Consider the following 13,929-nt stretch of genomic DNA (forward strand, 5'->3'; position numbering starts at 1 on the left):
CCATGACAAGCCCGATTGCAAAATCTGTCACCCCAACCGGCGTGGTCGACCAGAGCCTGCTCTACCCCTCGCCCTACAAAGAGTTCTGGCACGCCTTCTCGCGCAACAAAGGCGCAGTGGCCGGCCTTGCCTTCATGCTGCTGATCGTGTTCTGCGCGCTGTTCGCCCCCTGGGTCGCGCCGCATGACCCTAGCGAGCAGTACCGCGATTTTCTGCTTACCCCACCGGTGTGGCTCGAAGGCGGCACCTGGCAGTTCATCCTCGGCACCGACGAGTTAGGCCGTGACCTGCTCTCGCGGCTGATACAAGGCGCACGTCTGTCGCTGCTGATCGGCCTGTCCTCGGTGGTGATGTCGCTGATCCCTGGCATCCTGCTGGGCCTGTTCGCCGGTTTCTTCCCACGCCTGCTGGGCCCGTCGATCATGCGCCTGATGGACGTCATGCTGGCCTTGCCGTCACTGCTGCTGGCCGTGGCGATCGTCGCCATCCTCGGCCCTGGCCTGATCAATACCGTGATAGCCATCGCCATCGTGTCGCTGCCGTCCTACGTGCGCCTGACCCGCGCGGCGGTGATGGGCGAACTCAACCGCGACTACGTCACCGCCGCCCGCCTGGCTGGCGCCGGCCTGCCGCGGCTGATGTTCGTCACCGTGCTACCCAACTGCATGGCGCCGCTGATCGTGCAGGCCACGCTCAGTTTCTCCTCGGCGATCCTGGATGCCGCCGCACTGGGCTTCCTGGGCCTCGGCGTACAACCGCCGACGCCTGAGTGGGGCACCATGCTGGCCTCGGCCCGTGACTACATCGAACGCGCCTGGTGGGTGGTGAGCCTGCCCGGCCTGACCATATTGCTCAGTGTGCTGGCAATCAACCTGATGGGCGACGGCCTGCGCGACGCGCTAGACCCGAAACTCAAGAACGCCGCCTGAGGAGACCGCCATGTCACTGCTAGAAATCAACAAGCTCGACGTGCGCTTCGGCGACGCCCATGCCGTGCCGGTGGTCGATGGCCTCGACCTGACGGTGGATGCTGGCGAAATCCTCGCCATCGTCGGCGAGTCCGGCTCGGGCAAGTCCGTCACCATGATGGCCCTGATGGGGCTGATCGACGCCCCCGGACGCATCACTGCCGAACGCATGCACTTCGCCGGCACCGACATGCTCAAGCTGAGCGGCCGCCAGCGGCGCAAGGTCGTTGGCAAGGACATCGCGATGGTCTTCCAGGACCCGATGACCGCGCTCAACCCCAGCTACACCGTGGGCTTCCAGATCGAAGAAGTGCTGCGCCAGCACCTGGGCCTCAAAGGCAAGGCGGCGCGCCAGCGCGCCCTGGAGCTGCTCAAGAAGGTCGAAATCCCGGCTGCCGAAAGCCGCCTGGATGCCTACCCGCACCAGCTCTCCGGTGGCATGAGCCAGCGCGTGGCGATTGCCATGGCGATTGCCGGTGAACCCAAGCTGCTGATCGCCGACGAACCCACCACGGCGCTGGATGTGACCATCCAGGCGCAGATCATGGAGCTGCTGGTGAACCTGCAGAAAGAGCGCAACATGGCGCTGATCCTGATCACCCATGACCTGGCAGTGGTCGCCGAAACGGCCAAGCGCGTATGCGTAATGTACGCCGGCCAAGCCGTGGAGGTAGGCCAGGTGCCGGAGCTGTTCGAGATCCCCGCCCACCCTTACAGCGAAGCGCTGCTTGCGGCCATTCCCGAGCACAGCCTCGGTGCCGAGCGCCTGGCCACCCTGCCCGGCATCGTCCCCGGTCGCTACGACCGCCCGCAGGGTTGCCTGCTGTCGCCACGCTGCCCGTACGTGCAGGACAACTGCCGTCAACAGCGCCCAGCCCTCGCCCCCCAGGCTCATAGCCTCGCGCGGTGCTTCTACCCGCTCAACCAGGAGGTGGCGTGATGAGCGTCGTACTGTCCGCCCGTGACCTGACCCGTCACTATGAAGTGTCCCGTGGCCTGTTCAAGGGCCATGCCCTGGTGCGCGCACTCAACGGCGTGTCGTTCGAACTGGAGGCCGGCAAGACCCTGGCCGTGGTCGGCGAATCCGGCTGTGGCAAGTCGACCCTGGCCCGCGCCCTCACGCTGATCGAGGCGCCTTCCTCAGGCTCACTGCAAATCGCCGGCATCGAGGTCAATAGCGCCGACAAGCAAGCACGCAAGCAACTACGCCGTGACGTGCAGATGGTCTTCCAGAGCCCCTACGCTTCGCTCAACCCACGCCAGAAGGTCGGCGACCAGTTGGCCGAGCCGTTGCTGATCAACACCTCGCTGAGCAAGGCCGAGCGCCGTGAAAAGGTGCAGAAGATGATGGAGCAGGTGGGCCTGCGTCCCGAGCACTACCAGCGCTACCCGCACATGTTCTCGGGCGGCCAGCGCCAGCGCATTGCCCTGGCCCGCGCGATGATGCTGCAACCGAAAGTGCTGGTGGCGGATGAACCCACCTCGGCGCTGGACGTGTCGATCCAGGCACAGGTGCTGAACCTGTTCATGGACTTGCAGAAGGCATTCAACACCGCTTACGTGTTCATCTCCCACAACCTGGCCGTGGTCCGTCATGTGGCCGATGACGTGCTGGTCATGTATCTGGGCAGGCCTGCGGAGATGGGGCCTAAAGAGGATATCTACGCCAAGCCCCTGCACCCTTACACCCAAGCGCTGCTGTCAGCGACCCCGGCGATTCACCCGGATCCGCTCAAGCCGAAGATCCGCATTGCCGGTGAACTCCCCAACCCGCTGAATCCACCGGATGGCTGCGCGTTCCACAAGCGCTGCCCGCATGCGACCGAGCGTTGTGCCAAGGAGGTACCGGCATTGCGTGCGGTGAGTACCCGGCAGGTGGCTTGTCACTATGCAGAGCAGTTTCTCTAGGTAGTCGCAGCACAACCGATCGCGGCACAAGGCCGCTCCTACAGCACGCTGTAGGAGCGGCCTTGTGCCGCGATGGGCTGCAACGCAGCCCTGAATGGCCAGCGCTACGTGAAGCTGCCCTTCTCGGTCAATGCATGAAAATTGCAATCAGGATAATCACGGGGATAGGTACTCCAAGCATCCACAGCAAAATCGAGCGCATATCGGTTCTCCCTGCTTAACGTTGAATGGTGCGATGGGTTACGTAGTCGCCTTCAAGCCACTGCACGCGGTCACGCAGACGGCCGCCAAACAGCGCAGCCAGGCTGGCGAAGAATGCGCCGCAAAGCAGTGCAACGAAGGTCCACAACGCGGTCCAGGCGGCCACGCTGGCGGCCTTGTCAGCCGCTTGCTTGGCTTGGACTTTGAGTTGCTGTACCTGTGCCATGACCTGATCCACACGCGCCTCGGCCTCTGGCAAGGTCAAACGCGTACGTTGCGCCACCAACTGCGCCAGGTAGGCACGATCCTCTGCTGGCAGGGCTCCATCATTGGCGACACCTTTGGCAAGGATCCGCGCGGCCACGCCGTTGGCGGCATCCTCGCTGACCGGAGCCGGCCCCTCACTACGGAACAGGCTGTCGACAAAATAGCCCATCGAGTCGTTGTGATTGCCCGCCGCCGCAGCGCCCCCAGCGGCAGCGCTGACCGTGACCACCTGGGATGCCGCGCTGGCGCCAGCGCCGATCAGGTTGCCGGCGGTTCCGAGCACCAGCATTGCCGCAACCAGGGTCGCCACGGCCCAGGACAGGAAGCCGTGGGCAGTATCGCGGAAGTAAACCTCATCGCCATGCAGGTTGGCCCACTTCACCCGCAACCGCCCGGCGATATAACCGCCAAGGCCTGATGCGATGATTTGCGTGAGCAACAACCAGACGATAGTGGAGATGCCCAGTGCCTTGGCGCTGGCCCCTTCGTCAGCCCACGGCGATGTGGCCGCCAAGCCCAAGCCAGCCCCCAGGACCACGAGGATCAGCGACGCGGCAGCAGCGGCAGCGGCACCCGCGAAAATCGCCGCCCAGGACACGCCCGAACGGCTTTGGTTATCGACAACGACAGAGTCGGCAGAGGTGATCATGATGTGTTCGCCTGTATGAGTTGTTAGCGAGATATCCCTTCACGTGCTAACCGTTGCAGTGCCTGTGCCAGTTGTGACGAAAAATGACGTCCTTTGAAATCAATACGTTAACCACGATCGTAGAGACAGGACCGTGCAAAATGCGCGAATCACCGTTTGCCATCAGGTGTTCTGCATTCTTGTCGCCGCCCGGACGCCAAGGCATGATCCAGGCATGACACTTCCTGACAGCAGCGCCCAGACCCCGCTCACCGCCGACACCGTCATGCGCTACCACCTGTGCTGGAAGCATCGCGACCTGGACGGTGTGATGGCGCTGTTTCACCCGGATGTGCAGTACCACGACTTCTTCCAGAACCGCGTACTCGGCTATGCGCAACTGCGCGACTATGTGCGCGCCTGCCTGCCCCATGAAGCCGGCGAGGACATCGTCCATAGCGACCGTATTCGCGTCGACGGCTGCACCGCATTCATCCAGTACCAGGTAACCGTGCAGGGCGGCGACGGCCTGGCGGCGTTTCAGTCGAGCGAAGCGATCACCGTCAAGGACAGCCTTATCTGGCGGGTCAACGAGTACGCAACGCTGGTGCGCCAAGACACTAAAGGCGCCTCGGGCACTGGACTGCGCCCGGCCACCAGCCGCCTGGGCCTGTCGCCACGGCAGCTGTCGACCATGGCCCAGGACCTGGAGCACTACTTCCACAACCGCCGTCCCTACCTGGACCCGGAGCTGGATCTGCAACAGGTGGCCGACGAAAGCGGCTACAGCCGTAACCAGATCTCCTACCTGCTCAACCAGGTGCTGGGCCAGAGCTTCTATCGCTACGTCAACCAGGCCCGCCTGCAACACCTGATGGCCCGCCTCGACGACGACCGCATCGAGGCGCCCATCGACGCCCTGGCGTTCGATGCCGGGTTCAACTCGCTTTCGGCGTTCTACAAAGCCTTTCGCGAGCACACCGGCGTCACGCCCAAGGCGTATCTCAAGCAGATTTCCCTGCGTGCACGCACGTAAGACAGCCTTCCCCACGCTTCACTAGGATCGCCCACAGACCTTGACGGATGTGGAGCACGACCGATGCAATCCCTGCGCACGATCAGCCTGTGGATGGACCAGCTCGACGAGCCGCTGTGTGCGCGTGCGGCCCTGCGCCAGGACCTGGACCTCGACGTGTGCATCATCGGCGCCGGCTACACGGGCCTGTGGACCGCGTACTACCTCAAGCGCCAGGCCCCTCAACTGAACATCGCGCTGATCGAGGCGAACATTGCAGGCTTCGGCGCCTCCGGGCGCAACGGCGGTTGGCTGATGGGCAACATCCTGGGCGAAGACCGCCTGCTCGCCAGCCTTTCGCCGCAGCAACGCCGGGCCAGTATCGACCTGTTGCAGGGCACCCCCGACGAAGTCCAGCACGTGTTGCAACGCGAAGGCATCGACTGCGACTACCGCAAGGGCGGAGTGCTGTACTGCGCGGCCCGTTACCCCGAACAGGAGCGTAGCCTGCGCGCGTGGCTGGACGATCTCTACCGCCAGGGCATGACCGAACACGACTACCACTGGCTGCGCCCCGAACAGCTCGATGCCCAGTTACGCATCAGCAACCCCTATGGCGCGGTCTTCAGCCCGCACACCGCCACCCTCCAGCCCGCCAAGTTGGTGCGCGGCCTGGCCCGGGCGGTCGAGGCGCTAGGCGTTACGATCTACGAGAACACCCCGGCGCTCGATTGGCAGACAGGTGAAGTACGTACGCCGCTGGCGCGCATCCGCAGCCACTGGATCGTGCCCGCCGTCGAGGGCTACGCCGCCAGCTTGCCGCCGCTGGGGCGCCACCAGTTGCCAGTGCAAAGCCTGCTGGTGGCCACCGAGCCACTGCCAGAGTCCACCTGGGAACAGATTGGCCTGAGCCAGGGCCAGGCGTTCAGCGAGAACAGCCGCCAGGTCACCTATGGCCAACGCAGCGCCGACAACCGCCTGGTGTTCGGCGCACGTGGCGGCTATCGCTTCGGCGGGCGGTTGCGGGAAAACTTCAACCTCGAACATCACGAGATCGAACTGCGCCGCTACCTGTTCGGCGAACTCTTCCCGCAGCTCAAGCATGTGCGTATCACCCACTCCTGGGGCGGCAACCTGGGTATGGCCCGGCGCTTCCGCCCGCACATGCTGTGCGACCGCCAGCGCGGCGTCGCCCTGGCCGGTGGCTACGGCGGTGAAGGCGTAGGCGCCAGCAACCTAGGCGGGCGCACCCTCGCCGCGCTGATCCTTGGCCAACACAACGCCCTCACCGCGCAGCCGTGGGTGCACGACAACCGCCCAGTCGCGAGCCTGGCCAGCTGGCCGCCAGAACCGTGCCGCTGGCTGGGCTACAACGCGATCATCCAGAGCTTCGTCAACGAGGACCGGACCCTCGCCAACCCAGCCAGCGCGCCTTGGCGGCGGCGCTTGGCCACGGGGCTGGCCGACTTCATGGAAGGCTTCATGCACTGACTTCCCGCCCACCACACAGGAAACACCGGTCATGCGCATCACCCAGTTCAAGCACACCGACAGCATCACGCTGGACAGCTCCAACCCTGTCGCCGTCCCCCTTGGCGAGCCGGTCGCCGTCACTTCGGTCACCTGCGTCGAGCGCAGCGACGGGGTCGAGACCGGCATTTGGGAATGCACCCCGGGCCGCTGGCGGCGGCAGATCGTGCAACAGGAGTTCTGCCACTTCATCAAGGGCCGCTGCACCTTCACTCCCGACGGCGGCGAGCCACTGATCATAGAAGCCGGAGACGCACTGATGCTACCGGCCAACAGCACCGGCATCTGGGACATCCAGCAGACCGTGCGCAAGAGTTACGTACTGATTTTCTGATCCGCTGATCGCCTGCCTTCGATAACAACAGACAAAGCAAGGTAACCCCGACATGCGTACCCTCTTTCTCGCACCCCTGATGCTGGCCGCCAGCGTAGCCAGCGCCGCCGACTCGGTGAAGATCTATAACTGGTCCAGCTATGTGGCCCCCGACACCCTGCAGAACTTCCAGAAGGCCACCGGCATCAACCCGACGTACGACGTGTACGACAGCAACGAGACCCTCGACGGCAAGCTGATGACCGGCAATTCCGGCTATGACGTGGTGTTTCCCTCCAACCACTTCATGGCCCGGCAGATCCAGGGCAAGGCCCTGAAGAAGCTGGACAAGTCGCAATTGCCCAACTGGAAGAACCTCAATCCGGTGCTGCTCAAGGCGCTGGAGGTGAACGACCCCGGCAACCAGTATGGCTTCCCGTACCTGTGGGGTAGCACCGGTATCGGCTACAACATCGACAAGGTCAAGGCCGTGCTGGGCGAGGACGCCCCGGTGGATTCCTGGGACCTGATCTTCAAGCCCGAGTACATGAGCAAGCTCAAGAGCTGCGGCGTGGCGGTGCTGGACAACGGCCCCGAGCTGCTGCCGATCGCCCTGCACTATCTCGGCCTGCCACACCACAGCCAGAACCCGGCCGACTACGACAAGGCCAAGGCGCTGCTGATGAAAGTGCGCCCGTACATCAGCTACTTCCACTCATCCAAGTACACCGGCGACCTGGCCAATGGCGATGTGTGTGTCGTGGTGGGTTTCTCGGGTGATGTGCTACAGGCCAAGAACCGCGCCGAGGAGGCGAAGAACGGGGTGAAGGTGGGGTACTCGATCCCGAAGGAAGGCGCGCCGATGTGGTTCGACATGGTCGCCATGCCAGTCGATGCGCCGGACGAAAAGGCCGGTTACGCCTACATGAACTACCTGTTGGACCCTGACGCGATGGCCAACATCAGCAACCACGTGCAGTACGCCAACGGCAACCTGGCGGCGGATGCGAAGGTTGAGCCGGCGCTGAAGGCCAACACGATGATTTATCCGAGCGAGGATGTGATGGGCAAGCTGTATGCCCTGGAAGCAATGCCGGCGAAGATCGACCGCATTCGCACGCGGATCTGGACCAGCATCAAGGCCGGGAATTGAGTTCAGGCATGACACCACCCCTGTAGGAGATCACCCAGCCCTTTGGGCTGCGCTGTCGCGCAGAGAACTGATTTCGCAAGCGCTCCGCGTACCCTGTGGGAGCGGCGGTTCGGCGCCCCGACTTGCCCGCGAAGCAGGCGACTCGGTGGATGGCACCGGCTTTGCCGGTGTTCGCGGGCAAGCCCGCTCCCACAGATTCCTTCTAAATCAACAAGTTATGTGTATTTCTATGAGGGAGGCCTTGTGCCGCGATGGGCTGCGAAGAAGCCCCAAGATCTCTGCAAGAGCAGCAAATTTGGGGGCTGCTTTGCAGCCCATCGCGACACAAGGCCGCTCCTATGTACAGGGACCGCGCTGGCTGTCAGTGATGCTCGCGGGTCGCGCGGAACTTGATGTCCGGCCAGCGCTCTTCCATCAAGGACAGGTTGACCCGGGTCGGCGCCAGGTAGGTCAGGTGACCACCACCGTCGATGGCCAGGTTTTCCATGGCCTTGTTCTGGAATTCCTCGAGCTTCTTCTTGTCGTCGCAGCTGATCCAGCGGGCAGACCAGACGGTGATCGGCTCATAGGCGCACTCGACCTTGTACTCTTCCTTCAGGCGGCTGGCGACCACGTCGAACTGCAGCACACCGACCGCACCCAGGATGATGTCGTTGCTGCGCTCAGGGAAGAACACCTGGGTAGCACCCTCTTCGGCCAACTGCTGCAAGCCCTGGCGCAATTGCTTGGATTTGAGTGGGTCTTTCAGGCGCACGCGGCGGAACAGCTCCGGGGCGAAGTGCGGGATACCGGTGAAGCCCAGCGCCTCGCCTTCGGTGAAGGTGTCGCCGATCTGGATGGTGCCGTGGTTGTGCAGGCCGATGATGTCGCCAGCGAAGGCCTCTTCCAGCTGCTCACGCTCGGAAGAGAAGAACGTCAGCGCATCGCCGATGCGCAGGTCCTTGTTCAGGCGCACGTGGCGCATCTTCATGCCCTTCTCGTACTTGCCCGAGCAAATCCGCATGAAGGCGATGCGGTCGCGGTGTTTCGGGTCCATGTTCGCCTGGATCTTGAACACGAAGCCTGTGAACTTCTCCTCGACCGGCTCCACGGTGCGCTCGTGGGCCACGCGGCCCAGCGGGCGCGGCGCCCAGTCGACAACCGCGTCGAGTACATGGTCGACACCGAAGTTGCCCAGCGCAGTACCGAAGAACACCGGGGTGAGCTGACCGTTGATGAACTCGTCCTGGTTGAACTCGTGGCAGGCGCCCTGCACCAGTTCCAGTTGCTCGACGAACCCATCGTACTGGTCGCCCAAGTGCGCGCGGGCCTCGTCGGAGTCCAGCTTCTGGATGATCTTGGCTTCGGTGCGCTCGTGGCCGTGACCGGGGGTGTAGACCACGATGTAGTCGCCGGTCAGATGGTACACGCCCTTGAAGTCGCGGTAGCAGCCAATTGGCCAGGTGATCGGCGCGGCCTTGATCTTGAGGACCGCTTCGATTTCATCGAGCAGCTCGATCGGGTCGCGGATGTCACGGTCGAGTTTGTTGATGAAGCTGACGATCGGCGTATCACGCAGACGGCAAACGTCCATCAGGGCAATGGTGCGCGGCTCTACACCCTTACCGCCGTCGAGCACCATCAGCGCCGAGTCCACCGCAGTCAGGGTGCGGTAGGTGTCTTCGGAGAAGTCTTCGTGGCCGGGGGTGTCGAGCAGGTTGATCATGTGCTCGCGGTACGGGAACTGCATCACCGAGGTGGTGATGGAGATACCGCGCTGCTTCTCCATTTCCATCCAGTCGGAGGTGGCGTGGCGGTCGGACTTGCGCGACTTCACGGTACCCGCGACGGAGATCGCCTTGCCCATCAGCAACAGCTTCTCGGTGATGGTGGTCTTACCGGCGTCGGGGTGGGAAATGATTGCGAAAGTGCGGCGCTTCGCGACTTCGGCGGCCTGGTTGGTCATGGGAAATCGCCTGACTGGGGGATTAAAAAGGGGCGATATCATACCTGAGTTTGGGCCTGGACCAAAATCGGCTGAACCAGCGCCTACAGGCCCAGCCCTGCGCAGTGTCCGCGAAAGGGCCGGCACAGCTACGTCTAGACGCAGCAAACAATTGCTTTATCACGACAAAAGGCTACAGGACAGGTATTTCAACGCCTACAGAGCATTAACCCGATGTTTTTTCTCGCCAATTTTATCAGGCACCAGTGATTGACACTGGCCAAATGCCGCCTCAGATGGGAACCTTTACGCCCACGGAGACGTCCACTCCCCTGCAACCCGCTTCGGTTGGGGATTGGTTTCATCAGCATTTTCGGGCCCGACGGGGTTCGGCTCATGGCGTGATCGCGGCGTTCAACCTGCCTCACGCTGCTACTCGCGCTCACACTACCCGCCGCCAGGAATGGCCGGCCACACGGGGGTGCGGGCGCCGACTACAAGAAGGAGTCCGCCTGTGGCAACACGCTACGGTAAAGGGCTGTTGGGATGGGCCGCCGTGCTCGTCATCCTGGCCCTGCTGGTCCACTGGATCGGCATCGACACAATCGCGCGTTATCGCGACGATCTTGGGTTCTACCTGCAAGCGCACCTGGTACTGGTGCTGGCTTCGATGGCGGCGGCGCTGGCCGTAGGCATCCCTGCCGGCATTGCCTTGAGTCGACCGCACCGGGTCGACAAAGCCGAGCGCTTCATGCAGTTCTTCAACGTTGGCAACACCATTCCTCCCCTGGCCGTCCTGGCCATCGCCCTGAGTGTCCTGGGCATCGGCGCGGGCCCGGCGATCTTCGCGCTGTTCCTCGCCTCCCTGCTGCCGATCGTGCGCAACACCTATGAGGGCCTGAAAAACGTCCCTGCCTCGCTCAAGGAAGCCGCCACCGGCATCGGCATGACCCCGCGCCAGCAACTGTGGCAGGTAGAGCTGCCCAATGCCGTGCCGATCATCGTCGGCGGTGTGCGAGTGGCCCTGGCGCTGAATGTGGGCACCGCGCCCCTGGCGTTCCTGATCGGCGCCAACAGCCTGGGCAGCCTGATTTTCCCCGGCATCGCCCTTAACAACCAACCACAGTTGCTGCTGGGGGCCGCCTGTACGGCATTGCTCGCCCTGGCACTGGATGCGTTGGTGAGTTTCTCCAGCAAGCGCTGGCTGGAACGTGGCCTGGCCCAATAAAGAAGAGGCACCCATGAAAAAGACAATCGCCTTGCTGCTGGGCGCGGCCCTGCTGTGCGCAGGGTTTGCCCAAGCCGCAGAAAAACCCCTGATCCGCATCGGCGCACGGGTGTTCACCGAACAGACCGTGTTGGCCGAAATCACCGCTCAATACCTGCGCGCCAACGGCTTCGAGGTGCAGGTGACCAGCGGCCTTGGCAGCAACATCGCGCGCCAAGCCCAGGAAACCGGTCAGCTCGACCTGATGTGGGAGTACACCGGGGTGTCGCTGGTCTCGTACAACCACGTCGATGAACGCATGCCCAGCGCCGAGGCCACCTACGCCAAGGTCAAGGCACTGGATGCGAAGAAGGGCCTGGTCTGGCTGACCCCATCGAAGTTCAGCAATACCTATGCCCTGGGTCTGCCCCACCAGGTCGCCGAGGCTTATCCACAGGTCAACACCATCAGCGACCTCAATCAGGTGCTGCGTGACGAACGTTCGCGCAATCACCTGCTCGCACTGGATACCGAGTTTGCCAATCGCCCCGATGGCCTGGTCGGCCTCAAGGCGATGTACGACCTGCAAGTCGGCCGCCCGAACATCCGCCAGATGGATGCCGGCTTGGTCTACACCGCAATGCGCAACAATCAGGTGTTCGCAGGGCTGGTCTACACCACCGACGGGCGCCTGAACGCGTTCAACCTCAAGCTGCTCGAAGACGACAAACACTACTTCCCCGACTACACCGCAGCGCCGGTGGTACGCAAGCCTGTGCTCGACGCCAACCCGCAACTGGCGGGCCTGCTCAAGCCGCTGGCCGAACAGCTCGATGACCAGACCATGCGCACGCTCAACGCCAAGGTCGATGTCGAGCATCAGAACCCGACCGCCGTGGCGGCCGCCTTTCTGCGCGAGCACCCTCTGACCCGCGAGGTACAGCCATGAACATGCTCGACACCTTCGCCCACCTCGACTGGGCTCAGGTCCTGCAACTGACCGGGCAGCACGTGGCCCTGGTGGGTATCGCGGTGGGCCTGGCGATCATCGTCGGCGTGCCGCTGGGCATCCTGATGACCCGCTTCCCCGCCGTGGCTGGCCCCTTGCAAGCCAGCGCCACGGTGCTGCTGACGATCCCGTCGATCGCCCTGTTCGGCCTGCTGCTACCGTTCTACAGCAAGTTCGGCCAAGGCCTTGGGCCGTTGCCGGCGATCACCGCGGTGTTCCTTTATTCACTGTTGCCGATCCTGCGCAACACCTACCTGGCCTTGACCAGCGTCGAACCCGGCATTCGCGAAGCCGCCCGAGGCATCGGCATGACCTTCGGCCAGCGCCTGCGCATGGTCGAGCTACCCATCGCGGTGCCGGTGATCCTCGCCGGCGTGCGTACTGCGGTGGTGATGAACATCGGCGTGATGACCATCGCCGCGACCATCGGCGCCGGCGGGCTTGGCGTACTCATCCTCACCTCCATCAGCCGTAGCGACATGTCGATGCTGCTGGTCGGCGCTGTGCTGGTCAGCCTGCTGGCGATCATCGCCGACCTCATCCTGCAAACCCTGCAACGTGCCCTGACTCCACAAGGACTGCGCCCATGATCGAACTGAAGAACCTCAGCAAGACCTTCAACGTCAACGGCAAGGACGTCAAAGCCGTCGACTCGGTAAGTCTCACCGTCAACGAAGGCGAGATCTGCGTGTTCCTCGGCCCCTCCGGCTGCGGCAAGAGCACCACGCTGAAGATGATCAATCGCCTAATCGCCCCCACCAGCGGCCAGGTGTTCATCAACGGCGAGGACACCAACGCGCTGGACGAGGTCACCCTGCGCCGCCACATCGGCTACGTGATCCAGCAGATCGGCCTGTTCCCCAACATGACCATCGAGGAGAACATCACCGTGGTCCCGCGCCTGCTGGGTTGGGACAAGCAGAAATGCCGCGAGCGGGCTCGCGAGCTGATGCACATGATCAAGCTCGAACCCAAGCAGTACCTGCAACGCTACCCACGCGAGCTGTCCGGTGGGCAGCAGCAGCGCATCGGCGTGATCCGCGCGCTGGCGGCCGAAGCGCCGGTACTGCTGATGGACGAGCCGTTCGGTGCGGTGGACCCGATCAACCGCGAGCTGATCCAGCACGAATTCTTCGAGATGCAGCGGGCACTGAACAAGACCGTGATCATGGTCAGCCACGACATCGACGAGGCCATCAAGCTGGGTGACAAGATCGCCATCTTCCGTGCCGGCAAGCTGCTTCAGCTGGATCATCCAGACACCTTGCTGGCCCATCCGGTGGATGATTTCGTCAGCAACTTCGTCGGCCAGGACAGCACCTTGAAACGCCTGCTGCTGGTACGCGCCGAAGATGCTGCGGACAACGCCCCGTCGGTCAGCCCCGAGACGCCGGTCAGCGATGCACTGGAGCTGCTGGATGAACATGACCGCCGCTACGTGGTAGTGACCGATGCGCAGAACAAGGCACTGGGGTATGTGCGCCGGCGCGACATGCACCGCCAGCAAGGTAGTTGCGCGGACTTCCTGCGCAACTTCAATGCCACCGCTGCGCATGACGAGCACCTGCGCATCCTGCTGTCGCGGATGTACGAGTTCAACCGCGCGTGGTTGCCGGTGCTCGATGCTGAGCAAGTGTTCCTCGGCGAAGTGACCCAGGAGTCGATTGCCGCCTATCTGAGTTCAGGGCGCTCGCGCGGAGCCAAGAGCTCCATCGTGTCGCCCGCCGAGGCACTGGCCTCCTGACTGGGGCCTGTCCGGGAGCACGGAGGCTCCTGGCGAGGCCAACCGCTGGCGATGCAGCTGGA

General features: G+C 63.4%; 13 protein-coding genes. 11 read left to right on the top strand and 2 right to left on the bottom strand.

Annotated elements, in window-relative coordinates; all coding sequences use genetic code 11:
* The first annotated feature begins 2 nt into the window (after positions 1-2).
* Genes FEM01_RS07895 through FEM01_RS07905 form a run of 3 tightly spaced genes read left to right on the top strand, consistent with a single transcriptional unit; the run spans position 3 to position 2,876 of the window.
* Positions 3-929, top strand: coding sequence for an ABC transporter permease subunit (locus tag FEM01_RS07895; RefSeq protein WP_138218872.1), 927 nt, complete (start codon positions 3-5; stop codon positions 927-929).
* 10 nt (positions 930-939) lie between these two features.
* Entirely contained in the window at positions 940-1,908 is a 969-nt protein-coding gene (locus FEM01_RS07900) for an ABC transporter ATP-binding protein (protein ID WP_138218873.1), read from the top strand.
* Positions 1,908-2,876, top strand: coding sequence for a peptide ABC transporter ATP-binding protein (locus FEM01_RS07905; RefSeq protein WP_138218874.1), 969 nt, complete (start codon positions 1,908-1,910; stop codon positions 2,874-2,876). The genes FEM01_RS07900 and FEM01_RS07905 overlap by 1 nt, the downstream gene beginning before the upstream one ends.
* Positions 2,877-3,093: 217 nt before the next feature.
* Here the strand turns inward: FEM01_RS07905 and FEM01_RS07910 are convergent, their stop codons facing one another.
* On the bottom strand, positions 3,094-3,993 hold the full coding sequence (locus tag FEM01_RS07910) for a hypothetical protein (protein ID WP_138218875.1): 900 nt from the start codon (positions 3,991-3,993) through the stop codon (positions 3,094-3,096).
* A 214-nt stretch (positions 3,994-4,207) separates the two neighbouring features.
* Here FEM01_RS07910 and FEM01_RS07915 point away from each other — a divergent pair, with 214 nt between their 5' ends.
* The 4 genes from FEM01_RS07915 to FEM01_RS07930 all read left to right on the top strand — a co-directional run bounded on the left by FEM01_RS07915 (position 4,208) and on the right by FEM01_RS07930 (position 7,983).
* Positions 4,208-5,008, top strand: a complete 801-nt coding sequence (locus tag FEM01_RS07915; protein WP_138218876.1) for an AraC family transcriptional regulator — start codon at positions 4,208-4,210, stop codon at positions 5,006-5,008.
* 63 nt (positions 5,009-5,071) lie between these two features.
* Positions 5,072-6,478: an NAD(P)/FAD-dependent oxidoreductase gene (locus FEM01_RS07920; protein ID WP_138218877.1), complete on the top strand. Its 1,407-nt coding sequence runs from the start codon at positions 5,072-5,074 to the stop codon at positions 6,476-6,478.
* Positions 6,479-6,509: 31 nt separating this feature from the next.
* The gene (locus FEM01_RS07925) at positions 6,510-6,851 is read left to right on the top strand and encodes a cupin domain-containing protein (RefSeq protein WP_138218878.1); all 342 of its coding nucleotides are present in this window, start codon (positions 6,510-6,512) and stop codon (positions 6,849-6,851) included.
* A 52-nt stretch (positions 6,852-6,903) separates the two neighbouring features.
* Positions 6,904-7,983 (top strand): polyamine ABC transporter substrate-binding protein, encoded by a 1,080-nt coding sequence (locus FEM01_RS07930; RefSeq protein ID WP_138218879.1) that lies wholly within the window; start codon positions 6,904-6,906, stop codon positions 7,981-7,983.
* Between the two features lie 361 nt (positions 7,984-8,344).
* Here the strand turns inward: FEM01_RS07930 and FEM01_RS07935 are convergent, their stop codons facing one another.
* Positions 8,345-9,928, bottom strand: a complete 1,584-nt coding sequence (locus FEM01_RS07935) for a peptide chain release factor 3 (RefSeq protein WP_138218880.1) — start codon at positions 9,926-9,928, stop codon at positions 8,345-8,347.
* A gap of 493 nt (positions 9,929-10,421) precedes the next feature.
* Here FEM01_RS07935 and FEM01_RS07940 point away from each other — a divergent pair, with 493 nt between their 5' ends.
* The 4 genes from FEM01_RS07940 to FEM01_RS07955 are packed head-to-tail and all read left to right on the top strand — an operon-like array spanning position 10,422 to position 13,867.
* A complete protein-coding gene (locus FEM01_RS07940) occupies positions 10,422-11,135 on the top strand; it encodes an ABC transporter permease (RefSeq protein ID WP_138218881.1) in 714 nt (237 codons plus the stop codon).
* Between the two features lie 13 nt (positions 11,136-11,148).
* Complete coding sequence (locus FEM01_RS07945) at positions 11,149-12,063, top strand: glycine betaine ABC transporter substrate-binding protein (protein ID WP_138218882.1); 915 nt, start codon at positions 11,149-11,151, stop codon at positions 12,061-12,063.
* A complete protein-coding gene (locus FEM01_RS07950; protein ID WP_138218883.1) occupies positions 12,060-12,713 on the top strand; it encodes an ABC transporter permease in 654 nt (217 codons plus the stop codon). The genes FEM01_RS07945 and FEM01_RS07950 overlap by 4 nt, the downstream gene beginning before the upstream one ends.
* Positions 12,710-13,867: an osmoprotectant ABC transporter ATP-binding protein OsmV gene (locus FEM01_RS07955; protein WP_138218884.1), complete on the top strand. Its 1,158-nt coding sequence runs from the start codon at positions 12,710-12,712 to the stop codon at positions 13,865-13,867. The genes FEM01_RS07950 and FEM01_RS07955 overlap by 4 nt, the downstream gene beginning before the upstream one ends.
* Positions 13,868-13,929: the final 62 nt, after the last annotated feature.

Source organism: Pseudomonas mosselii (assembly GCF_005796105.1).
GTDB classification, from domain to species: domain Bacteria; phylum Pseudomonadota; class Gammaproteobacteria; order Pseudomonadales; family Pseudomonadaceae; genus Aquipseudomonas; species Aquipseudomonas mosselii_C.